Below are 23231 nucleotides of genomic sequence, written 5' to 3'. Positions count from 1 at the left end.
ATTCGTTTTGCCCCGCAGATGCGGGGCTTTTTTATGCCTTTCCACTGACCCGCGTCGCCCGACGCACGCGCAAACCAAAGACATTAATATACAACCCGGCCATGATCAGCACAGCGCCAAGCAGCTGCAGCGCGCTCAGCGTTTCATTCAGTAAGAGTGCCGCACTGGCAAGCCCCACCACCGGAACCAGCAGCGACAGCGGTGCGACGCGCCAGGTTTCATACTTGCCAAGCAGTGACCCCCAGATCCCATAGCCGATAATGGTGGCGACAAACGCCAGGTAGAGTAGCGACAAAATCGTGGTGAGATCTATTTCAACTAGGCTGTTCAGCATCACATCCGGACCATCCAGAATAAACGACGCCGCCAGAAACGGGATTATCGGGATCAGCGCACTCCAGACCACCAACGACATAACCGCCGGACGCGCCTCATGCTGCATGATCAATTTGTTGAAGATATTCCCGCAGGCCCAGCTCAGCCCCGCCGCCAGCGTCAGCATAAAGCCGAGCAGCGCCACATCCTGACCATTCAGACTGGCCTCAATCAGTACCAGCACGCCAAACACCGCGAGCGTGATCCCCGCCAGCTGTTTGCCCTGCAGACGCTCACCAAACACAAACGCGCCGAGAATAATGGTAAAGAACGCCTGCGCCTGTAACACCAGAGAGGCAAGACCGGCCGGCATTCCGAACTTGATGGCACAGAAGAGAAAAGCGAACTGGCCAAAGCTGATGGTCAGGCCATAGCCCAGCAGCAGTTTCAACGGGATTTTAGGACGGGCGACGAAAAAAAGCGCCGGGAACGCCACCAGCATGAAGCGTAAACCGGCCAGCATCAGCGGCGGCATGTTATGCAACCCCAGCTTGATGACCACAAAATTGAGCCCCCATACTACGACCACCAGCAACGCCAGCAGCCCGTCTTTACGCGTCATACCCTGCCCCTGAATTATTAATTATTTGTTAACACTTCAAGGTAACAGAAAAAAGCACGCTGCGAGAAGATCATTAATTCTGGCAGTCAGGCGAAGCACTTACGGATAAATTGGGTGCTATACAAGCCCCTTATGTCGTGATACTCCTTTTAGAACACCACAAAAAAAGCATAAGCAATTGTCGGGCAGGAATATGAAACCATCTCTCAGGCGCTCAACCGCAGCGCTGCTGGCATCGTCATTGTTGTTAACAATCGGTCGGGGGGCAACGCTGCCGTTTATGACCATTTATCTCACGCGCGTCTATAGCATGAGCGTCGAGAATATTGGTTATGCCCTGACGATTGCGCTGACTATCGGCGTGGTGTTCAGCCTGGGGTTTGGCATTCTTGCCGATAAGTTTGATAAAAAACGCTACATGCTGATCGCGATCGTGGCTTTTATTGCCGGATTTGTCGCGATCCCGTTGGTCGATAACGTCACGCTGGTGGTGCTGTTCTTTGCGCTGATCAACTGCGCCTATTCCGTCTTTTCAACGGTGCTGAAGGCCTGGTTCTCCGACGTGCTCACCGCAAGTCAGAAAGCGCGTGTCTTCTCGCTGAACTACAGCTTCCTGAATATTGGCTGGACGATCGGGCCGCCCATTGGCACCCTGCTGGTGATGTACAGCCTGCAGCTGCCGTTCTGGCTGGCCGCCTTCTGTGCCGCACTGCCGCTCGGATTTATCCATTTCTTCGTGCAAAAAAGCGTCGCACTGGATACCACCGAGGAGAAAATGCCCTGGCAGCCTTCAGTGTTGTTGAAAGACCGCGCGCTGTTCTGGTACACGCTCTCTGGCCTGCTGGCGTCCTACGTGGGCGGATCGTTCGCGAGCTGTATTTCGCAATACGTTCTGGCCGCGCATGCAGACAGTGATTTCGCTGAAAAAGTGGTCGCCGTGGTGCTGCCCGTCAACGCCGCCGTGGTGGTGACGCTGCAATATGCGCTGGGTCGCAAGATCTCTGCCAGCAATATTCGCCCGCTGATGACCCTCGCGACCCTGTTTTTTATTATGGGACTGGGCGGCTTCATGCTCTCCGGAGAAAACCTGATTTACTGGGGTATTGCTGCCGCCATCTTTACGCTCGGCGAAATCATCTATGCACCGGGTGAATACATGTTGATCGACAATATCGCTCCACCGGGAATGAAAGCGAGCTACTTCTCCGCGCAGGCGCTGGGCTGGCTCGGCGCAGCGGCAAACCCAATGATCACCGGTATTATCCTGACCAACCTGCCGCACTGGTCGTTATTTGTGATTATGATGGTCGCCATTGTGATTGCCTGGCTGATGATCTTGCGCGGGATGAGCGTGAAGGCATGGTGCGAGTCACCCAATGTAGCGTAGCACGTGTAGGCCGGGTAAGGCATTGCCGCTACCCGGCCGTAAAGCATCAATGGTGTAACATCTCCTCCACCACCTGCTCTTTGTACATCTCGTTCGGGTAGTAGGTCGGCCAATTATCCATCTCTTTCAGCAGCGCCTCGTGGGAGGTGTTGCCCATGAAGATATGGAAGTGCGAAGAGGCCTTCGGTCCGATGGTATGGTCGCTGAACTGCACGAATTTCGGCGCCTTGCTGCTGGTGTCCTTGCACTCAAACAGATAGCGAACGCCTTTCTTACCTGACGCGTAGGTCAGGATTTTGTAGCCGCTGTAATCATAATGACAGCGGCTAACCTCTTTACCTTTGTGAAATTCCATAACGTTATTTTCAATGCCGATGGCATCCACGTCCGTCGCATATCCCGTGCGGTAGTAGGCTTTCACCTCATCAAAGGATTTGCTTTTATCCTTCTGCGCTTTCTGCCTAAAGACCGGATCCAGCGAACCATCGAGCAGGAACGGATAGACCGACTGCCAGGTACCGTCCCAGTCAGACAGCGCTCTGTCCTTCACGTCTTTATCCTCAAACACGCCGTTCGCCGCCTTCTGTTCCGCTTCGGTCATCTGATGCCCGTGCGAGTGAGCAAACAGCTGGCCGCTGACCAGCAGCGCCCCCAGAGTCATGGCAAATTTTCCAATATGTGCAGCCAACATAACATCCTCATTCCGTTTGATAAGAATGCGAATGTTATATTATAACATTTCAAATCGCAACCAGGCCGCGAACGCCCTCCTGCTCCATGTTTTCACCTCGTCCGCGCTGAATGATAGTGCCGCGCGACATCAGCAGATAGCTGTCAGCCAGCCCGGCGGCAAAATCATAAAACTGCTCGACCAGCAGGATCGCCATATCGCCCCGATCCGCCAGGGTGCGGATCACCTGACCTATCTCTTTTATGACAGACGGCTGTATACCTTCGGTGGGTTCATCGAGGATCAACAATTGCGGGCGGCTTGCCAGCGCTCGACCAATCGCCAGCTGTTGCTGTTGTCCTCCGGAGAGATCGCCCCCGCGACGCTGTTTCATCTCTTTAAGCACCGGGAACAACTGCCAGATCTCTTCCGGAACATGCTTTGCATCGCGGGCAGAAAACCGCGACAGGCCAAGCAGCAAATTTTCTTCAACGGTTAAGCGAGGGAAAATTTCACGCCCCTGCGGGACATACGCCACGCCAGACTGCACCCGCTGGTGCGGCTTGCTATAGGTGATTTTTTTGCCCTGCCAAATCACCTCCCCGGTTTTCGCCGGGATCAGACCCATAAGGCACTTCAGCAGCGTAGTTTTCCCGACGCCGTTACGCCCCAGCAGGCAGGTGACTTCGCCAGTGATGGCTTCAAAGCTCACGCCGCGCAGAATATGGCTGCCGCCATAATATTGATTCAGTTCGTTAACCTGTAACATCACCGCTCCTTAGCGTCCCAGATAGACTTCAATCACATGCTCATTGGCCTGCACCTCGCGAAGCGATCCCTCCGCCAGCACGCGCCCCTGGTGCAGTACCGTCACGTGATCGGCAATGGTTTCTACAAAGCCCATATCGTGCTCCACCACCATCAGAGAATGCTTGCCCGCCAGCGTTTTGAACAACTCAGCGGTATATTCGGTTTCCGCATCGGTCATCCCGGCCGCCGGCTCATCCAGCAACAACAGATGCGGATCCTGGACCAACAGCATGCCGATCTCGAGGAACTGTTTTTGCCCGTGCGAAAGTAGCCCGGCCAGGCGGTCACGTTCACTACTCAGCCGCAGCAAAACCAGCATTTCATCAATCCGGTCACGTTGTTCCCCGTTGAGTTTTGCCCGCAGGCTCGCCCAGACGGATTTATCGGTTTTCATGGCAATCTCAAGGTTTTCCCACACCGTTAGCGCTTCAAATACCGTCGGTTTCTGGAATTTTCGGCCAATCCCCTGACGGGCAATGGCGGCGGGCTCAAGCAGCGTCAGGTCAATAGACTGGTCATAAATCGCTTTGCCGCTTTTCGGCCGTGTTTTGCCAGTGATGACATCCATCAGCGTGGTTTTCCCTGCACCATTGGGACCAATCACGCAGCGCAACTCGCCCACACCGATATTCAGCGTCAGATCCGTCAGGGCCTGAAACCCATCAAAGTTAACGTTGATCTTATCCAGTTGCAGCACAGGGTCAGTCTGCTCACGGTAGCGATCGCCAGGTAACTGGCGGGTGAATAATCCTTCAGCTGGCTGCATTACTTCTCTCCCTTACGAAACAGACCGTAAACGCCGCGTGGTAAAAACAGGGTCACGGCGATAAAAATCATCCCGAGAAACAGTTGCCAGTATTCCGGCATCGCGAACGTGAAAACACTCTTTGCACCATTCACCAGCGCAGCGCCTATCACCGGCCCCACCAACGTGCCACGTCCGCCCAGCGCTACCCAGATTGCCGCTTCTATCGAGTTTGTCGGCGACATCTCTCCTGGGTTGATAATGCCCACCTGCGGAACGTAGAGTGCCCCTGCCAGGCCACACAGCACTGCAGAAAGTGTCCACACCAGCAGCTTGAACCCGCGAGGATCGTACCCGCAAAACGTCAGGCGGTTTTCGGCATCCCGTACGGCGGTCAAAATACGGCCAAACTTGCTCTTCGCCAGCGCAAATCCGGTGCCTAACGCCAGGAGCAGCAACAATACGGTCGCCAGAAACAGCGCAATGCGCGTGGTCGTTTCCGTCACCGAAAACCCCAGCAACGTGGTGAAACCGGTAAAGCCGTTATTACCGCCAAAACCGGTTTCGTTGCGAAAGAACAGCAACATCCCCGCATAGGTCAGCGCCTGGGTCATAATTGAGAAGTAGACCCCTTTGATCTTCGAGCGGAAGGCAAACCAGCCAAACACCAGCGCCAGCAGGCCAGGCACCATGACAATCAGCACCAGCGTCCATGCAAAGTACTGGGTTCCCCACCAGAACCACGGCATTTCGGTCCAGGAGAGAAACGACATAAACGCGGGCAAACCGTCACCTGCGGCCTGGCGCATCAGGTACATGCCCATCGCATAGCCACCCAGCGCGAAGAAAATGCCGTGCCCAAGGGACAACATTCCGGCATAGCCCCACACCAGATCCAGCGCCACCGCAACAATGGCGTAGCAGAGGATCTTACCGATAAGCGTCAGCATCCAGGTCGAAAGCGCCAGCGGATGCGTCGCAGGCAGCAAGGCAAAAAACGGTAATATTAGCAGACACGCCACCAGCAGGCTGCCGACAATCTGAATGGTTCGTGGCGCTTTACGCGCCAGCGTTAAGGTGAGTGGCTGGCTCATCAGTCAATAACCCTCCCTTTCAGTGCAAACAACCCCTGCGGTCGTTTCTGAATAAACAGAATGATCGCCACCAGAATCAGAATCTTGCCCAGTACCGCCCCCATCTGCGGCTCAAGGATTTTATTAAAGATCCCAAGACCAAAGGCTGCGGCCACGCTGCCTGCCAGCTGGCCTACGCCACCGAGAACGACCACGAGGAAAGAGTCGATGATATAGCCCTGACCCAGCTCTGGCCCGACGTTCCCAAGCTGAGATAGCGCCACGCCGCCTAACCCGGCAATGCCTGAGCCAAGCCCGAAAGCCAGCATATCGACACGCCCCGTCGGCACCCCACAACAGGCAGCCATGCTGCGGTTTTGTGTCACCGCACGCACGTTAAGCCCCAGACGGGTTTTATTCAGAATCAGCCAGGTGAAGAACAGCACCAGCAGCACGAATCCCAGCACCACTATGCGGTTCCACGGCAACGTCAGGTTAGCAAAGACCTGCACGCCGCCAGACAACCATGCCGGGTTTGCCACCTCCAGATTCTGTGCGCCAAAGGTCATGCGCACCAGTTGGATGAGCATCAGGCTGATGCCCCAGGTTGCCAGCAGCGTTTCCAGCGGACGACCGTACAGGTGACGGATCACGGTACGCTCCAGCACCATCCCGATGCCCGCCGTCAGGCAGAACGCCACCGGCAACGCGATAATCGGATAGAGCGCCAGCCACTGGGGAGCAAGCCCGGCCATCACCTGCTGCACCATCCATGTAGCGTACGCCCCGAGCATTAGCATCTCACCGTGGGCCATATTGATTACCCCCAGCAAACCGTAGGTGATAGCAAGACCCAGCGCGGCCAGCAGCAGCACCGATCCCAGAGAGAGTCCCATAAACGCCTGTCCCAGCAGATCGCCCCACATCAGGCGATGCTTAATCTGGCTAAGGCTCTCTTCTGCGGCAGCGCGAACGCCAGCATCAGGCTCTGTCTGTACCTGCGCAAACGGTGTTAGCTTTGACTGCACATCCGGATCGTCGGACTGACCTAACAGCTCGACTGCCTTGCGGCGCACCTCTGCCTGCGGACTTGCCAGCTGAAGATTCGCCACCGCCAGCAGCAGCGCCTGGCGCGCCACATCATCGGTTTCACTCACAACCCGCGTTTGCAGGAAACCGAGCATGCCTGGCTGAGCGTCACGCTGAAGCTGGCGAGCCGCAGCACGTCTTTCAGTGACACTGTCACTCACAAGCTGATGTGTAGCAATGGCTGTTGCGGCAAGCACCCGCAGCCGGTTGGTCAGACGCACGGCTTTGGTTGGCCCCTCTGCAGTTTTGGTTTCCCCCAGCGGCTTGATGTCGCCATTACGTTGCACAAACGCGTGCTTTTGGCTGTCGGTGTAGAGGTTTTCATCTTGCAGTGCCTGAAGCAGCGGCAACCTTGCGGCATCCGGCGCTGCGGCCCACTGCGTCAACAGGTCAGCCTGCTGGCTGCGACTGGCGGCAACAAAACGATCGGCATCCGATGCCTGCGCCATCCCTGGCAGCAGACCGGCAAGCCACACAATAGCGACGATCGTGCGCATGACGTTCATGGATTATCTCCCTGCTGTAATGGCTCAGTTGCTGGCGGTTTTCATCGGCTGATCGGGCTTTTTGTCATTCCCGGCAATGAACGGGCTCCACGGCTGGGCACGTACCGGCTGTTCAGTCTGCCACACCACGTTAAACTGACCGTTCCCTTCAATTTCACCGATCATGACCGGCTTATGCAGGTGATGGTTGGTGGCATCCATGGTGAGCGTAAAACCTGAAGGGGCTTTGAATGACTGGCCTGCCATCGCCGCGCGCACTTTATCTACATCGGTAGAACCGGCTTTTTCCACCGCCTGTGCCCACATATGGATGCCCACGTAGGTGGCTTCCATCGGGTCATTCGTGACCACGGTGTCGGCATTCGGCAGTTTGTGTGCTTTCGCATACGCTTTGTAATCCGCCACGAACGCCTGGTTGGTCGGGTTATCAACGGACTCAAAGTAGTTCCACGCCGCCAGGTTGCCGACCAGCGGTTTGGTGTCGATCCCGCGCAGCTCTTCTTCACCCACGGAGAATGCCACTACCGGCACGTCGGTCGCTTTCAGACCCTGGTTGGCCAGCTCTTTGTAGAACGGTACGTTGGAGTCTCCGTTGATGGTCGATACCACGGCGGTTTTACCGCCTGCGGAGAATTTCTTAATGTTGGCAACAATAGTCTGGTAGTCGCTGTGACCAAACGGGGTGTAAACCTCTTCGATATCCTTATCCTCGACACCTTTCGAATGCAGGAAGGCACGCAGGATCTTGTTGGTCGTACGGGGGTAAACGTAATCGGTACCTAACAGGAAGAAGCGTTTTGCCCCACCGCCGTCTTCACTCATCAGGTATTCCACCGCCGGGATCGCCTGCTGGTTCGGTGCCGCGCCGGTATAGAAGACGTTCGGTGACATCTCCTCGCCTTCATATTGCACCGGGTAGAACAGCAGGCCGTTCAGTTCTTCAAACACCGGCAGAACCGATTTACGCGACACCGATGTCCAGCAACCGAACACGACCGCAACTTTATCCTGGCTTAACAGCTGACGAGCTTTCTCAGCAAACAGCGGCCAGTTCGACGCCGGGTCAACCACTACCGGTTCCAGCTTTTTACCCAGTACGCCCCCTTTGGCGTTGATCTCATCGATCGTCATCAGCGCAACATCTTTCAGCGGGGTCTCGGAGATAGCCATCGTACCGGACAAAGAATGCATGATGCCCACTTTGATGGTATCGGCCGCTTGCACGCCAAAACTCATTCCCATAGCAACAACAGAAGCTGACAACGCGAAGGCTTTCAATAAGGTACGACGGTGCATATTTTCACTCCTGAAAAAGAACGCTGTGCGAAGACGTCCGTTACGGCGTGGACGCGGAAAAAAATGTGCCAGCTAAGCAGGAGCAAAAAGGATGCCAGAATGGAAAAAGCGCGATTGCAGGGAAAGTGAAAGCAGGATGTAAAGAGAACGACTCAGAATGGCACAGCGCTGCACTTTTATAATGCAGCGCCGGGAACGAAGGGTTTACCAGACTTCGCTGGCGATCTGCGTCACCAGACGCACTTTATCCCACTGCTGGTTTTCACTTAGCGTGTTGCCCTCTTCCGTGGAGGCAAAACCACACTGTGGGCTGAGGCAAATTTGCGCTTTCGCCACGTATTTTGCCGCCTCCTCCAGACGAGCCTTTACCCCTTCCGGGTTTTCAAGTTCGCCGTTTTTAGTGGTGATAAGGCCCAGCACCACCTGCTGCTTGCCCGGGCGAACAAAGCGCAGGGGTGCAAAATCACCGCTGCGGTCGTTGTCATACTCAAGGAAGAAGGCATCAACGTTGACCGTGCCAAACAGCACTTCCGCCACCGGCTCGTAGCCGCCTTCGGAAATCCAGGTTGAACGGAAATTCCCGCGACAGACGTGCAGCCCGATGGTCAGATCGTCCGGTTTCCCTTCCAGCGCCTTGTTTAGCACGCGGGCATAGATACGCGCCAGCTCATCGGCATCATCGCCGCGTTCGCGGATCTGACGGCGCTGTTCGTCAGAACAGAGATACGCCCAGACGGTGTCATCCAGCTGCAGATAACGGCAGCCTGCGTCGTAGAATGCGCGGATGGCATCACGCCAGGTGGTCGCCAGGTCGTCAAAATAGTCATTCAGATCCGGGTAAACCGTCGCATCAATGTCTTTACGGCCTCCGCGGAAATGGAGCACGCTCGGGCTGGGAATGGTCATCTTCGGCTGAGCGTTGCCGCTGATGCTTTTCAGATAACGAAAATCTTCCAGCATCGGATGCTCGCCAAAGCCCAGCTTGCCGATGACGCGCACGCCATGGGCTTTGGTTTGTACCCCGTTAAATTGAATACCCTGCTGTGAATCGTAACGCTCAACGCCCTGCAGACCGTCGAAGAAATCGAAATGCCACCAGGCGCGGCGAAACTCTCCGTCGGTGACCACATGGAGCCCACATGCGCACTGCTGCTCGACAACATGGCGGATCGCCTCATCCTCCATCGCGCGAAGTTCTCCGGCATCAATTTCGCCGCTGGCAAATTTCAGGCGGGCCTGTTTGATGGTGTCCGGACGTAAAAAACTGCCTACTACATCGGCGCGATACGGGGCGTGTTGTCGTTGCATGGAATTCTCCTCAGTCTGCCGGCGATAATTGCCAGAAGTGATAATTCATTATTTGAATATTTAGACTTCTGGATGTCTAAATGTCCAAAAAAGATGTCATATCTGTCATATCCCGGCAAACGAGAAAATTTCACGGGTGTTGAATAAAATTCATCTTCACAGCGCGGTAGCGGTTTCGCTGCTGGCAAAGGCGAACTTTTCATCTTCCCAGCCGGTGATCCCCCCGAGCATGATTTTGACCGGCAGCCCTAGACGTGCCAGCTTGAGCGCCGCTCTGTCCGCGCCGTTACAGTGCGGCCCTGCGCAGTAGACAACGAAAAGCGTGCCTTCAGGCCATTGCGCCATGCGCTCAGGAGTAATCTGGCTACGCGGCAGGTGCAAAGCACCAGGCACATGACGGCGTGCAAACTGCTCCGGACTCCCCACTACGTGCAGCAGCACAAAATCTTGCTCCTGGTTGACGATGGCATGATGCACATCAGCACAGTCGGTTTCGACGCTCAGGCGGCGCAGAAAATGGGTGACAGCTTCCTGCGGTTCCGCAGCCGGAAATTCAGTAACATAACTCATGATACTTCCTCATCTTTGGCGTTTGTGTTAACACTACTCTATCCACAAATTCAGCCCGTGAATGCCCGCGCGTATGCCAGAAAACAGCAAAAAGATGACAAACTTAAGACAGATAACGCGGCCGCTGGTGGCTGTGCTGGCGTATGACGGTCTGTGTACCTTTGAGTTTGGCGTGGCGGTGGAGATCTTTGGTCTACCGCGTCCTGAACTGGGGGACGAATGGTATCGTTTTGCGGTGGCGGGTATTGATAGCGGTGAACTACGGGCAACCGGTGGGATCCGTATAATAACCGACGGCGATTTAAGCCTGCTTGAATCTGCCGATCTGATCGTGATTCCTGGCTGGAGAGGCCTGGATTCACCAGTCCCGGACACACTTTGTGAGGCATTACGCCAGGCCAGCGCGCGAGGCTGCCAGTTGCTGTCCATCTGTTCGGGGGTCTTTGTGCTGGCGGCGTCGGGGTTGCTGAACGGACGTAAAGCCACGACGCACTGGCGCTATCTTGACGCGCTTAAAGCCCGTTACCCTGACATCCAGGTGGTCGAGGATGTGCTCTATCAGGATGAGGGAGATATTCTTACCTCCGCAGGCAGTGCGGCAGGAATTGATCTTTGCCTGCACGTTGTACGGCGGGATTATGGAATGGGAACGGCCAATAGCGTTGCGCGTCGGCTGGTCATTCCCCCTCACAGGGATGGCTCACAACCGCAACAGCTCAGTCGCCCGGTCGCGCAGTTGCGGGAAAGCCAGCGCCTGGGCCAGCTTTTTGATTTCCTGCACAATCATCTTGTCGAGCCTCATAGCGTCGATTCGCTGGCGCGTCGGGTGGGCATGAGCCAGCGTACTTTCCTTCGTCGCTTCGAGGCAGCGACAGGAATGACCCCAGCGCGTTGGTTGATCAATGAACGCCTGATGCGGGCAAAAGATTATCTTGAAAGCAGCCGTTTAAGTATCGACAGTATTGCAGAACAAACTGGATTTGGTCAGGCATCGACGTTGCGCCATCATTTTCGCCAGCAGTTTGCACTTTCCCCGGCACAGTATCGCAAGCAATTTTCAGGTCCAGGTAATGCCCGCTGAGGCATCACTCTTTTGGTTGTGTTGAAATACGGAGCACCTGATGATCACCACACACGTTTTTATCGCGGTCAGTCTTGATGGCTATATCGCCCGAGAGAATGACGATATCGACTGGCTTTTGCAGCGCGATGACCCGACAGAAGATCATGGCTATGAAGCGTTCATCGCGGACAAAGAGTGGATCGTAATGGGACGAGGGAGCTATGAGAAGGTATTGTCCTTTGACACATGGCCTTATGACCGGCCCGTGCTGGTACTCTCCCGACAGCTGGCGAATACTCCCGTGCCGGAGGCCCTGAAGGGCAAAGTACAGTTCTCTCATCGCACACCAACAGAGGTGCTCGATGACCTGGCGGCGCAGAACGTCCATCGCGTCTATCTCGATGGCGGACAGGTGATGCAGTCGTTCCTGCGTGAAGGGCTGGTCGCGGATATGGTTATCACGACCGTCCCTGTTCTGCTTGGTTCAGGAAAGTCTTTGTTCGGAAGCCTGCCCCAGGATATTGATTTGACACTGGTATCAAGCCACAGCTTCCCTTCAGGTCTGGTGCAGTCGCACTATCGGCTGAAATCATAAACCGCGGCAAACATCGTGACGACATGTACAAAAAAAACCGCCATTATCTGGCGGTAAATGCTTGCATGGATAGATTTGTATTTTATGCTCTACGTCCCGACACTCCATGGCCGGGCAGCGGATCCATTACAACCTAACACCTTTTATCTTAACGAGAGGTAAACAGCCCTATTAACCCGCTTTGGTATTGATTTGCAAATAACGCATCAGCCCCTGTTCAGCGCTCAATTTTGCGTCATCATTCATTGCTTCCAGATAAAACGAACGCGCGACGCTATAAGGTGCTTTATCAGAAGGATACACGGCAAACTGAAATGTTTTTCCCCGCAACTGATTGGTGCAGTCTAATTCCCAATGTTGATCGTTCACTTTGGTGCTATTGCAGGCAACACGGCCATAATCGCTGGTTAAATATGAACCAACACGTGTTTGTGCGGACTTAATATATTCCGGTTCGTTGTCACCAGCGTAGTGAAACCCAGCAGCAGCCACAACAGCAGCCGCTACAATCCCAAACGTTATCATTTTTTTCATTAATCAGGACCCATTCCTTAGCCATAGACTCGCTATTATATAGGAATAATCTTTAAAGTAACTGTCCAGTTATGTACCAAAAATGGCGGCTTGCAATATATCAGATGATTTTTAAGATGTTTCCTGGCTGTCTTTTATTCCGACAATATTTGACATTCTCTTTGCGATAATTTGAACTTTTGAATAATAACACCATGAAATAACAGGCATGATATTCCTGCTCTGTCATTTCGCGGTGAACACATGATAAAAAAAGGGTTAACACTCATAATGCTGATTTGCGCCCTGTTTTCAGGCCAACTGATGGCCGGGCACAAAGGTCATGAGTATTTATGGGTAAAAAATGTTGGGCATCAGCTTCGGCATGAAGCTGACAGCGATGAGTTGCGAAGTGAAGCAGAAGAATCAGCGGAAGGTTTGCGCGAACACCACCTGTGGCAAAAATCGCGCAAACCAGATACACACTTTCGTTAATTACCTTTGCGTTTAGGCAGGGTTTTCATAAGTTCGTCCGGGCTTACTGAGGCTACGACACTCCCCGGCGCTGGCATTTTGAAAATATGGTTTTTCATCTTGCCAATTACATGCATTTCGCAAGGACGGCAGTCAAATTTCAGGGTAAGCACTTCGTCACCATTCACCAGTTGCATAGGTGTGGCCTTCCAGCTCTTGATGTTCCCTTTCGCCTGCTTAGGACACAGGTTAAAGGCAAAACGGAGGCAGTGCTTGGTGATCATCACCGGCACATCACCCTTCTCTTCATGTGCTTCATAGGCCGCGTCGATCAGCTGCACGCCGTGACGATGATAGAATTCACGTGCTTTATGGTTGTAGACGTTAGCCAGGAACGACAAATGCGTATCCGGGTAAACGGGCGCTGGAACAGCTTCAGCTTTACGGCTACCTCGCGGATAGTGAGCCAGACGAGCCGCATCGAGCATTTCCGAGGTTTCCCGACGGAACTGGTTAAGCAGGCTGTTCGGCACGAACAGTGCGTCAGACAGATTCACCTCAATATTACGCGCGTAGTAAATCGTCTGCCCCAGTTTCGCCACACCCTCTTTCAGGTTGTTTAGCGCTTTGTCCGCATTGTTGGCGACCTCAAACTGGCCATCAAGTGTATGCGTCACGCTGATGCTGTCTTCGCAGGTCATGGTCAAAATCAGCTGCTCTTCCCAGCCTCCCAGTTCAATATCCACCGCGATGCGACGCTCGCTGGAGGTTTTCAGCAGCGCCTGCTGCCAGTTATGATCCAGGTTACGGTTTAGCGCCGCGTTCGGTCGCGCTTTGTAGAGATCGGCAGGCATTTCATTCGGCCACACGCGATAGCGATTTTCTCCGGTTTTTTCAACCGTATTGGCACGGAAGCCTACGACTTCACGCTTAATCATCACGTTCAGGCCATCGCCGTTCGCCAGCGGCTCCGTGACCTCCACGTCCAGATGATCCTTCGCCACTTTCAGAACTTCACCGACCGGCAAGCCGATAAATTTCGGCGAATCAAACGCGCCGATGTCACCTTTACGGGCGTTCACGAAATAGTCGGTACTGCCACGATGGAAGGTTTTATCGGTCGACGGAATAAAGAAATGCTCGGTACGACCGGCTGACGCGCGTGCCAGGTCACCACGATCTTCAATAATGGCATCCAGCATTTGACGATAGTGTGCGGTGATGTTCTTCACGTAGCTCATATCTTTATACCGCCCTTCAATTTTGAAGGAGCGCACGCCTGCATCAATCAGCGCACCGAGGTTGGCGGTCTGATCGTTATCCTTCATGGAAAGCAGGTGTTTTTCAAACGCCACGACGCGACCCTGATCGTCTTTCAGGGTATACGGCAGGCGACAAGCCTGAGAGCAATCGCCGCGGTTAGCGCTGCGCCCGGTCTGGGCGTGAGAAATATTGCACTGGCCGGAATAAGCCACGCACAACGCGCCGTGGATAAAGAACTCAATCGTCGCGTCTGTCGCCTGGTGGATATCACGGATCTGGTTCAGGTTCAGTTCACGCGCCAGAACGATCTGTGAAAAACCGACGTCGGAGAGGAATTTGGCTTTTTCAACGGTGCGGATATCGCACTGGGTGCTGGCGTGCAGTTCAATAGGTGGAATATCCAGCTCAAGAACGCCCATATCCTGAACAATCAGGGCATCGACCCCGGTCTGGTAGAGATCGGTGATCAGACGTTGCGCAGGTTCCAGTTCATCATCATGAAGAATGGTGTTCAGGGTCACGAACACTTTCGCCCCGAAACGGTGGGCGAACGGTACCAGTTCAGCAATATCCTGCAGACTGTTGCTGGCGTTATGGCGGGCACCAAAGCCTGGACCGCCAATGTAGACGGCATCTGCACCGTGAAGGATCGCTTCACGGGCAATGGCGGCGTCGCGGGCCGGGCTTAAAAGTTCAAGATGATGGGATTGCAGGCGCATACTTCGTCGTTATCCGTTATGGTCAAAATGGCGGCTATTGTAGTCAGAAGTATGCGACAGCGAAACAGTTTTGCGTAGCGTCAGCGGGGATAATGGATTAGGGAGTGAAAATGCACCGTCCGGTCGCTGCTGTTACGGTACGCGTGCGGTTTGTCTCCGGCAAAACGGATGCCCGAATCGGCAGGAATGGTCTGCCACTCACCCTCCAGCTGCATCTCCAGCTCGCCGCTTATCACCACCACATGCTCAATCACCCCCGTTTCATGGGGCGTTGACTCGCTTAGCGCGCCGGGTGCCAGGGTGATGGAGAAATGATCAAACTTCAGCGTCTCATCCCACGGGAACAGCGGTTTTACCACCATGGCCTGCTGCTGCGGGTCAAAAACAGCCTGCTTGTCCGCCTCTGGGGTGATAAAGGTGGAAAACGGTACGTTCAGCCCGGTGGCGATTTTCCACAGTGTTGATACCGTCGGGCTGGATTCATTGCGCTCGATTTGCCCGAGCATCGCTTTTGAAACCCCCGTCTCTTCTGCCAGCTTCGACAAACTCCAGCCGCGATCCTGGCGCAGTGTTTTCAGTGTGGTTGCAAGATGTTGTGTGATGTCCATGTGCCCTCCTGGTGAGGATGAGCATACCACTTGTACGCTATAACGCACAGTGTTACCTTACCACGGACGCTATAACGCACAACGGAGTCTTCATGCGCGATTCTTCAACACACCTTGTTCCAGCCGTTCTGGCGGGTTTTGTCGCCGTCCTGGTCGGCTACGCCAGTTCTGCTGCCATCATCTGGCAGGCCGCAGCGGCAGCCGGCGCAAATGCGCAACAGATTGCGGGCTGGATGACGGCACTCGGGATTGGGATGGGAGTCAGCACGCTGGCGCTTTCCTGGTGGTATAAAGCGCCGGTACTCACCGCCTGGTCAACACCCGGTGCGGCGCTGCTCGCGACCAGCCTGCACGGTGTCACGCTGGCTGAAACGATCGGCGTGTTCATCTTTGCCAATGCGCTCATTTTACTCTGCGGCATCACCGGGCTATTCGCCCGGCTGATGAAGTTGATCCCCCATTCGCTTGCGGCTGCCATGCTGGCAGGGGTGCTTTTGCAGTTTGGGCTGCATGCGTTTGCCCATCTGGAGGGGCACTTTCTGCTGTGCGGTAGCATGATTGCCGCGTGGCTAATGGCAAAAGCGCTGGCCCCCCGCTATGCCATTGTGGTTACGCTTCTGGCAGGCGGCATCGTGGCCTGGGTAAGTGGTGACGTTGTCACGGATAAATTCACCCTTTCCCTTGTTGTGCCGGAGTTTATTGCGCCATCCTTCACCTTCACCAGCCTGGTGAGCGTGGGCATCCCTTTCTTCCTGGTGACCATGGCCTCTCAAAATGCCCCGGGATTCGCCACGATGAAAGCCTCCGGCTACCCGTTGGCGGTTTCGCCGCTCATCATCTTTACGGGCGGGCTGGCACTGCTGTTTTCGCCCTTTGGCGTCTTTTCCATCTGTATCGCGGCGATTACCGCCGCCATTTGTCAGAGCCCGGATGCGCACCCGGATGCAGGTAAACGCTGGCTGGCAGCCATCGCGGCCGGGGGATTTTATCTGTTAGCCGGTATTTTCGGTGGTTCTATTACTGCAATCATGACGGCGCTACCGCTCAGTTGGATCCAGACGCTGGCGGGTCTGGCGCTACTGGGCACCATCAGCGGAAGTCTGTATCAGGCGCTGAATCACGAAGCGGAACGTGACGCAGCGATAGTCACATTCCTGATGACCGCGAGCGGTGTGACGCTCCTGGGCATTGGTTCGGCATTTTGGGGACTGGTTCTGGGCAGTGTGTGCTATGCCCTGTTATCACGCACTCGCCGCGCGTAGCTGAGAAGGCGTCATTCCCGTCACGCTGCGAAAGCGGTTACTGAAGTGGCTGGCGGAGTTAAACCCACAGGCAAGCGCGATATCCGTCAGCGGCGTCGCCGTGTGTTGTACCAGCGCTTTCGCCTTTTCCATTCTGCGCTGCATCACGTACTGATGCGGCGCCAACCCCGTCGACTGGCGGAACATGCGGGCAAAATGGTATTCGCTGAGGGCGGCCTGCGCCGCCAGTTCTGCCAGCGTCAGGGGCTGCCCCAGGTTCTCTTCGATAAAGGCCAGCACGTTACGCAACACGAACGGGGATAACCCGCCCGTGACGACCGGCAATTTCCACTGAACGTTCGAGTAGTTTTGCAGCAGATGCGTTAACAGCAGCGTAGAGGCCGTGCTCAGGGTGAGCTGGTTAGCGTGCTGCTGCCAGTCGCAGCCAAGTAAAAACTGACGGTACAACGCGGTTATCTTCGGGTCACTGCCGAAAATACGCTCGTCCAGGGTCAGCGAAAGTGGCCGCTTGTCCCAGATTTTTTCTCCCACATCGCGCAGATGTTCATCGGTGCAGTAGAGATGCACAAACGACAGGTCATCCCGGATATCCCACGTTGATTCGCTCTCTTTGGGCATCAAACAGAAACGATCCGGACCACCGCCATTTTTCCAGCCGCCCGGCGTTTTTTGATAACTTTCGTAACCGTCAGCCACGTACAGGCTAAGGGTATGATGATTGCTTTTTACCGTTATCGTATCGTGCTTGTTGTACCACGCTGCCAGCTGAATACCCGAGTTCAGCGAGACGGTTTCCCGCAGGACTGCATTCTGTTGGCGCAGCGTTTCAAAGGTATCGTAAGCGTGAGACATAACCGTTAGCGTGTTATTGATCAGAATATCAGTCTAAGAATTGTTGCCGCCGGTTGCCAGTCCCCATAAAAGAAAAAAGCGCAAGAATTTGCAAGTCTACCGCAAGGCAGTGCAAGCCCCTTGCGGCTCAGCGCGCCATACTGCGCGCTTCCGTGGTTTGAGAAGAGAAAAAGTATGAACGCATTATTATACGGACTGGTGGTCATTATCTGGGGAACCACCTGGATTGCGATTTTCCTGCAGCAGGGCCCAGTGGCGGCGCCCGTCTCTATTTTCTGGCGCTTCGCGGTTGCCAGCCTCACGATGATGGTGGTGTTACTCGCCCTGCGTCGACTGCGCAAACTGGCGCTGCGGGATCACCTGTTCTGCATACTCCAGGGATGCTGCGTTTTCTGCTTTAACTTCTGGTGTTTTTATACCGCGGCCTCGCACATCAATACCGGGCTGGAATCGGTGATTTTCTCAATGGCGGTGCTCTATAACGCCATTAACAGCTTTATTTTCTTCGGCCAACGCCCACCAGCGCGGTTCTGGACCGCTGCGGCTCTGGGGTTGATTGGCATTATCACCCTCTTCTGGGACGATCTTCTGGCCAGCGGCTGGAGCGCGTCACTCCTGACGGGTATTGGTCTTTCCGCACTCGGTACCTACGGTTTTTCGCTGGGCAATATGATCAGCATGCGCCATCAGCGCAAAGGCCTTGAAACCATGACTACCAACGCCTGGGCGATGCTGTATGGCACACTGGTGATGGGCTGCATTGCCCTTTTCAGAGGCGACAGTTTCACCCCGGAATGGACGGTGAGCTACATTGGCGCGCTGCTCTATCTGGCTTTGTTTGGTTCGGTGATTGCTTTCGGTGCTTACTTTACGTTGGTGGGACGTATCGGCCCAGGCAAAGCGGCCTACAGCACGCTGCTCTTCCCGCTGGTGGCGTTGTCCATCTCCACGGTGTATGAAGGCTACGTCTGGCATATTAACGGTATCGTCGGATTATTGCTGATTCTGGGGGGAAATATGGTGATGTTTACCAAGCCAGAAACCTGGTTCAGGCGCTTACGAACGGCGTAAATAAAACGGCCTGCATTTCGCAGGCCGTTTTATTTTATTTAGAGGTTTTTTTCACATCAAACATGGTGGCATCTGTCGCCATGTCATCAACAACCTGTTTTAGCGTTGCGAAAGTCATTGGCGTGCTTTCGTTATTCAGCTCTTTGCCTTCGCCTTTACGAACCACTTTAATGACAGGCTTGCCGGTTTTCGCATCAATCAACTCACCTTCAAAGTAAAGGTGGGTATCCATTGTGCGGTGGCCGGTCGCCATTTGCGTACCCGCTACAACCAGCGCCACAGGCACCACTTCATAGAACTGCAACCCTTCTTTCTTCGAGCTTACGCCGGTGATCGCACCACGGAAGATCAGGCTACGCGGCCCTGGCGTGGTAACAATCGGTTTGCGTTGACCAATTGCAGTTTTCATTTTGTTGTTGGTATAACTCAGCAGCTCATCCAGTGTTTTTTGACCAATCTGCGTGGTTGGTTTTGGAGCCGGATAATAAGTAATCGGGTTCCAGACAATATTGTCATAATTAGCTTCGTTATATGACGGATCAACCCAACGTAAGGTCGGTTTACCCGTTGCAGAAGTTGTTTCCTTTAAACCAGAATAGTCTTTTAAAAAGCCTGAGTATTGTTCGGGAGCGGCCACTTTTGATGAACAGCCCGCCAAAGCCAACAGACCAGTAAGCACTGCAACTTTTAAAAAAGTTTGAGTACGCATGATGGTTTTCCATGTTATCTGCAAGTATGCATTTGAAGTTATAGCAAAGGACTGGAGGGTTTGTTGTGACAAAAAATGATGTCGGGAGCACAAATTGCAAAAAGACTGCCCGGATGCGTGCCGGGCAGTGAAAAATTACTGATGTATATCCAGTTGCCAGAACAGATGCTTACCGAACGGGTCAATTTCATAACCCGTCACCTCTTTGCGCACCGGTTCAAAAATGGTTGAATGCGCAATCATCACCGCTGGCATCTGGTCATGCATCATCTGCTGAGCCTCTTTATACAGCGCCACACGTTTATCGTGGTCGGTTATTGATTTTGCCTCCGCAATAATTTTATCAAATGGCTTATAGCACCACTTCGCCGAGTTCGAACCGCCATTTGCAGAGGTGCAGGTAAATAGCGGACCAAAGAAGTTGTCCGGATCGCCCGTTGCGGTCGTCCAGCCCATCAGCGCAGCCTGATGCTCCCCGCCCTTCACGCGCTTGAGGTATTCACCCCATTCATAGGTGACAATGTGAGTTTGTACGCCCACTTTCGCCCAGTCGGCCTGAATCATTTCGGCCATACGTTTCGCATTCGGATTGTACGGACGCTGCACCGGCATTGCCCACAAATCAATGTTCACTCCGTTTGCAAAACCTGCTTCCTTCAGCAGCGCTTTTGCCTTTTCCAGATCGTAATCGTAATCCTTAAGTTCACTGTCGGCGCTCCATACCCCTGGCGGCAGCAGGTTCTTCGCGGCGGTCCCCGTGCCATGGAACACCGCGTCAATAATGGCTGATTTGTTGATGGCGATGGCCAGCGCCTGGCGAACCTTCACGTTATCCAGCGGTGGCTTTTGGGTGTTAAACGCCAGAAAACCAGTGTTCAGCCCTGCCTTGCTCATCAGGTTGATGTCTTTGTTCGCCTTCATACGCGGCAGATCGGCTGGGTTCGGGAACGGCATCACCTGACATTCGTTCTTTTCGATTTTGGCAAAACGTACTGAAGCATCCGGCGTGATGGTAAACACCAGTCGATCGAGTTTCGATTTACCCTGCCAGTAGTCTGCAAACGCGGTGAAAAGGATGCGGGAGTCCTTCTGATACTGTGTGAGCTTAAACGGCCCGGTGCCAATCGGCTCCATATCCACCTTCTCTGGTGTCCCCGCTTTCAGCATCGCGTCGGCATACTCCGCAGAGAGGATCGAGGCAAAATACCATGCCAGATCCGCGACAAACGGCGCCTCCGGGTGTGCCAGCGTAAAGCGCACGGTGTGGTCATCGACTTTATCAATGGCGGTTATCAGACTGCCAAACTCCAGACTTTCGAAATTGGAATAGCTGCCGTTAGAGACGTTATGGTAAGGATGATTCACATCTTTCTGCCGCATAAACGAAAAGATGACGTCATCGGCGTTAAAGTCCCGGGTCGGTGTGAACAATTTATTGCTCTGGAATTTCACCCCCTTGCGCAGATGGAAGGTATAGACTTTACCGTCGTCGCTGACCTCCCAGCTCTCCGCCAGGCTCGGTACCAGCTCCGTGGTGCCAGGTTTGAAATCGACCAGCCGGTTATAAACAGGTACGGCACTGGCATCCACGCTGGTGCCCGACGTGTATAACTGAGGATTAAAGTTTTCCGGCGATCCTTCGGAACAATACACGAGCGTTTTCGCAGCGACAGTGGAACTGACGGTGAGCGCCGCAAGAGCAAGCGTTAAGATTGTGAGTTTGCTTTTCATCATTTATTCCTGTCTTTTTAATTCGACGGCTAATTAATTCTTTTGCCATTTCATAAATAACATTAAAGTGAAGTGGCAAACACCTGAAAAATAAATAAGAAATAAATCACTATGGGCTCGCCACTTTCCAGACAATTAACGCACCGCTTTTTTCGCTATCTCTCCATCACCAGCCAGAGCGATGCCAGAGTAAAAACGCTGCCCTCTACGCCAGGCCAACACAACATGGCGCAGGAGCTTGCTCAGGAGCTGGCACAGCTGGGGTTAGACGACATTGTGATTGATGAATTCGCCACAGTGACCGCGGTGAAAAAAGGTAACGTCGCCGGTGCGCCGCGTATTGGTTTTATTACCCATATTGATACCGTCGACGTGGGATTATCACCGGATATTCATCCGCAGATATTAACATTTACAGGTGAAGACCTCTGCCTGAATAAAGACAAAGACATCTGGTTACGCGTAAAAGAGCATCCGGAAATTCTGGCCTATCCGGATGAAGAGATTATTTTCAGTGACGGAACCAGCGTTTTGGGCGCAGATAATAAATCAGCCGTTACCGTAGTCATGACCGTGCTGGAAAACCTGACCGCGGAGCATCAACACGGCGACATTGTGGTCGCATTTGTCCCGGATGAAGAAATCGGTCTGTGTGGCGCGAAGGCGCTCGATCTGAAACGCTTCGACGTTGATTTTGCCTGGACCATTGACTGCTGCGAGCTGGGTGAAATTGTCTACGAGAATTTTAATGCGGCAGCCGCGGAAATCCGCTTTACCGGCGTGACGGCACACCCCATGTCCGCCAAAGGCGTGCTGGTGAACCCCCTGCTGATGGCGACCGATTACATCAACCATTTTGACCGCCAGCAAACGCCCGAGTGTACCGAAGGTCGTGAGGGCTATATCTGGTTTAACGGTATTCAGGCGGGGCAAAACGAGGCCATCCTCAAAGCGAATATCCGCGATTTTGACAAGGACAGCTTTGCCGCCCGCAAGCAGCAGATTGCCGACGTTGCCGCGCTGATAGCCGCCCAACATCCAACGGCCAACGTGGACTATCGCATTGAAGATACCTACAGCAATATCAGCAATGCGATTGGCGAAGACAGGCGCGCCATCGACCTGATGTTTGAAGCGATGGAATCGCTCGGCATCACGCCGAAACCGACGCCGATGCGCGGCGGCACAGACGGTGCGGCACTCTCGGCAAAAGGGCTACTTACGCCAAACTTCTTCACCGGCGCGCATAACTTCCACTCGAGGTTTGAATTTCTGCCGCTGTCGTCGTTCGAGGCCTCTTACCAGACTGCCCTGCAACTCTGTCTGCTGGCCGCCCGTTAAGTGGGCTTACGCGCCAGCATGGTGGCAAAGCGCAGCTTAATGCGATTGCCGTTTTCATCGGTGCGGTGCAGTTCACCAACGTCTTCGTTGTATTTGAGCAACTCCCAGCCTTCATAGTAGTTGCTCAGTTCACCGCTTTTGAATGCAAACGGGAAACCAACGGTACACGGGTAGTCCACCGTATCCATGGCGGCGACAATCAGGTTGTGACCGCCTGGTGTAGTGCAGCGCTGCATATTGGCGATAAGACCGGGGATGGTTTTTGCATCCAGAAACATCAGCACGACGGTGGACAAAATAAAATCATATTCACCGTCGAAACTCAGGGTGTTGAGATCTTTTATCGCCGTGTGGAGGTTGTCGATCCCTTCTTCAGCCTTAATGCGCTCGATATTATCAATGCTCATCGGGTTTTTATCCCAGGCCGTCACCTCGTGACCGTTAGCAGCAAGGTAGAGACTGTTACGGCCATTGCCACAGCCCAGATCCAGCGTTTTACCCGGTTTAACCCTTTCTGCACTGAACAGCACCTCGGAATGCGTTCGGGTTAAGCCATATTTCTCTGTGAAGTAATTCTCATCGACGGTCATTATTTTTTCCTGATCCTGCATAAATTTAAAGTGCATTTTTAATGCCATT

23 protein-coding genes are annotated in these 23231 nt (G+C 53.9%); 7 read left to right on the top strand and 16 right to left on the bottom strand.

Annotated features, from left to right (window positions below):
* Positions 1–31: 31 nt before the first annotated feature.
* Positions 32–937 (bottom strand): O-acetylserine/cysteine exporter, encoded by a 906-nt coding sequence (gene eamA, locus AAHF05_RS10940; RefSeq protein ID WP_028017431.1) that lies wholly within the window; start codon positions 935–937, stop codon positions 32–34.
* Between the two features lie 193 nt (positions 938–1130).
* On the opposite strand from eamA, the gene ydeE reads away from it, so the two are divergent.
* The gene (ydeE, locus tag AAHF05_RS10935; RefSeq protein WP_108089930.1) at positions 1131–2324 is read left to right on the top strand and encodes an efflux MFS transporter YdeE; all 1194 of its coding nucleotides are present in this window, start codon (positions 1131–1133) and stop codon (positions 2322–2324) included.
* Positions 2325–2370: 46 nt separating this feature from the next.
* On the opposite strand, the gene zinT is transcribed toward ydeE, so the two are convergent.
* The 8 genes from zinT to AAHF05_RS10895 all read right to left on the bottom strand — a co-directional run bounded on the left by zinT (position 2371) and on the right by AAHF05_RS10895 (position 10391).
* Complete coding sequence (zinT, locus tag AAHF05_RS10930; RefSeq protein ID WP_128347738.1) at positions 2371–3012, bottom strand: metal-binding protein ZinT; 642 nt, start codon at positions 3010–3012, stop codon at positions 2371–2373.
* Positions 3013–3064: 52 nt separating this feature from the next.
* Positions 3065–3763 carry an urea ABC transporter ATP-binding subunit UrtE gene (gene urtE, locus AAHF05_RS10925; RefSeq protein ID WP_049007235.1) on the bottom strand — a complete coding sequence of 233 codons (699 nt, stop codon included), beginning with the start codon at positions 3761–3763 and terminating at the stop codon, positions 3065–3067.
* Between the two features lie 9 nt (positions 3764–3772).
* Positions 3773–4570, bottom strand: coding sequence for an urea ABC transporter ATP-binding protein UrtD (urtD, locus tag AAHF05_RS10920; protein WP_129325014.1), 798 nt, complete (start codon positions 4568–4570; stop codon positions 3773–3775).
* On the bottom strand, positions 4570–5643 hold the full coding sequence (urtC, locus tag AAHF05_RS10915) for an urea ABC transporter permease subunit UrtC (protein WP_129325013.1): 1074 nt from the start codon (positions 5641–5643) through the stop codon (positions 4570–4572). The genes urtD and urtC overlap by 1 nt, the downstream gene beginning before the upstream one ends.
* Entirely contained in the window at positions 5643–7217 is a 1575-nt protein-coding gene (gene urtB / locus AAHF05_RS10910) for an urea ABC transporter permease subunit UrtB (RefSeq protein WP_129325012.1), read from the bottom strand. The genes urtC and urtB overlap by 1 nt, the downstream gene beginning before the upstream one ends.
* A 24-nt stretch (positions 7218–7241) precedes the next feature.
* Complete coding sequence (gene urtA, locus AAHF05_RS10905) at positions 7242–8513, bottom strand: urea ABC transporter substrate-binding protein (protein ID WP_028017438.1); 1272 nt, start codon at positions 8511–8513, stop codon at positions 7242–7244.
* A 204-nt stretch (positions 8514–8717) separates the two neighbouring features.
* Complete coding sequence (locus AAHF05_RS10900; protein ID WP_129325011.1) at positions 8718–9821, bottom strand: cobalamin-independent methionine synthase II family protein; 1104 nt, start codon at positions 9819–9821, stop codon at positions 8718–8720.
* Between the two features lie 156 nt (positions 9822–9977).
* On the bottom strand, positions 9978–10391 hold the full coding sequence (locus AAHF05_RS10895) for a rhodanese-like domain-containing protein (RefSeq protein ID WP_108089934.1): 414 nt from the start codon (positions 10389–10391) through the stop codon (positions 9978–9980).
* A 73-nt stretch (positions 10392–10464) separates the two neighbouring features.
* Here AAHF05_RS10895 and ftrA point away from each other — a divergent pair, with 73 nt between their 5' ends.
* Together ftrA and AAHF05_RS10885 are read left to right on the top strand one after the other, a co-directional pair.
* Positions 10465–11472, top strand: coding sequence for a transcriptional regulator FtrA (ftrA, locus tag AAHF05_RS10890; protein WP_129325010.1), 1008 nt, complete (start codon positions 10465–10467; stop codon positions 11470–11472).
* Positions 11473–11512: 40 nt separating this feature from the next.
* Positions 11513–12049, top strand: a complete 537-nt coding sequence (locus AAHF05_RS10885; RefSeq protein WP_129325009.1) for a dihydrofolate reductase family protein — start codon at positions 11513–11515, stop codon at positions 12047–12049.
* Between the two features lie 171 nt (positions 12050–12220).
* Here AAHF05_RS10885 and AAHF05_RS10880 read toward each other — a convergent pair whose 3' ends face one another.
* A complete protein-coding gene (locus AAHF05_RS10880) occupies positions 12221–12583 on the bottom strand; it encodes a hypothetical protein (protein ID WP_129325008.1) in 363 nt (120 codons plus the stop codon).
* A gap of 243 nt (positions 12584–12826) precedes the next feature.
* Between AAHF05_RS10880 and AAHF05_RS10875 the strand changes: the two genes are divergently transcribed.
* Entirely contained in the window at positions 12827–13057 is a 231-nt protein-coding gene (locus AAHF05_RS10875; RefSeq protein ID WP_028017444.1) for a DUF2554 family protein, read from the top strand.
* Here the strand turns inward: AAHF05_RS10875 and AAHF05_RS10870 are convergent.
* Together AAHF05_RS10870 and AAHF05_RS10865 are read right to left on the bottom strand one after the other, a co-directional pair.
* Positions 13054–15018: a U32 family peptidase gene (locus AAHF05_RS10870; RefSeq protein ID WP_129325007.1), complete on the bottom strand. Its 1965-nt coding sequence runs from the start codon at positions 15016–15018 to the stop codon at positions 13054–13056. The genes AAHF05_RS10875 and AAHF05_RS10870 overlap by 4 nt on opposite strands.
* Positions 15019–15098: 80 nt before the next feature.
* The gene (locus AAHF05_RS10865; protein WP_028017446.1) at positions 15099–15626 is read right to left on the bottom strand and encodes a helix-turn-helix domain-containing protein; all 528 of its coding nucleotides are present in this window, start codon (positions 15624–15626) and stop codon (positions 15099–15101) included.
* A 92-nt stretch (positions 15627–15718) separates the two neighbouring features.
* Here AAHF05_RS10865 and AAHF05_RS10860 point away from each other — a divergent pair, with 92 nt between their 5' ends.
* A complete protein-coding gene (locus AAHF05_RS10860) occupies positions 15719–16888 on the top strand; it encodes a benzoate/H(+) symporter BenE family transporter (RefSeq protein WP_129325006.1) in 1170 nt (389 codons plus the stop codon).
* On the opposite strand, the gene AAHF05_RS10855 is transcribed toward AAHF05_RS10860, so the two are convergent.
* Positions 16868–17740 carry a helix-turn-helix transcriptional regulator gene (locus tag AAHF05_RS10855; protein ID WP_028017448.1) on the bottom strand — a complete coding sequence of 291 codons (873 nt, stop codon included), beginning with the start codon at positions 17738–17740 and terminating at the stop codon, positions 16868–16870. The genes AAHF05_RS10860 and AAHF05_RS10855 overlap by 21 nt on opposite strands.
* A gap of 174 nt (positions 17741–17914) precedes the next feature.
* Here AAHF05_RS10855 and AAHF05_RS10850 point away from each other — a divergent pair, with 174 nt between their 5' ends.
* Positions 17915–18811 (top strand): DMT family transporter, encoded by an 897-nt coding sequence (locus tag AAHF05_RS10850; protein WP_129325005.1) that lies wholly within the window; start codon positions 17915–17917, stop codon positions 18809–18811.
* A gap of 34 nt (positions 18812–18845) precedes the next feature.
* On the opposite strand, the gene AAHF05_RS10845 is transcribed toward AAHF05_RS10850, so the two are convergent.
* Positions 18846–19520, bottom strand: coding sequence for a DUF3313 domain-containing protein (locus AAHF05_RS10845; protein WP_129325004.1), 675 nt, complete (start codon positions 19518–19520; stop codon positions 18846–18848).
* A gap of 135 nt (positions 19521–19655) precedes the next feature.
* A complete protein-coding gene (locus AAHF05_RS10840) occupies positions 19656–21251 on the bottom strand; it encodes an ABC transporter substrate-binding protein (protein ID WP_129325034.1) in 1596 nt (531 codons plus the stop codon).
* 111 nt (positions 21252–21362) lie between these two features.
* Here AAHF05_RS10840 and pepT point away from each other — a divergent pair, with 111 nt between their 5' ends.
* Positions 21363–22592, top strand: a complete 1230-nt coding sequence (gene pepT, locus AAHF05_RS10835) for a peptidase T (protein WP_129325003.1) — start codon at positions 21363–21365, stop codon at positions 22590–22592.
* Here the strand turns inward: pepT and tehB are convergent.
* Positions 22589–23182, bottom strand: a complete 594-nt coding sequence (gene tehB, locus AAHF05_RS10830) for a tellurite resistance methyltransferase TehB (RefSeq protein ID WP_129325002.1) — start codon at positions 23180–23182, stop codon at positions 22589–22591. The two genes, pepT and tehB, sit on opposite strands and share 4 nt — an antisense overlap.
* Positions 23183–23231: the final 49 nt, after the last annotated feature.

It is taken from the genome of Enterobacter adelaidei, from assembly GCF_041937165.1.
Classification (GTDB): Bacteria; Pseudomonadota; Gammaproteobacteria; order Enterobacterales; family Enterobacteriaceae; genus Enterobacter; species Enterobacter adelaidei.
Note: the sequence above shows the minus strand (reverse complement) of the source record. Positions and strands in the feature narration are given on the sequence as shown.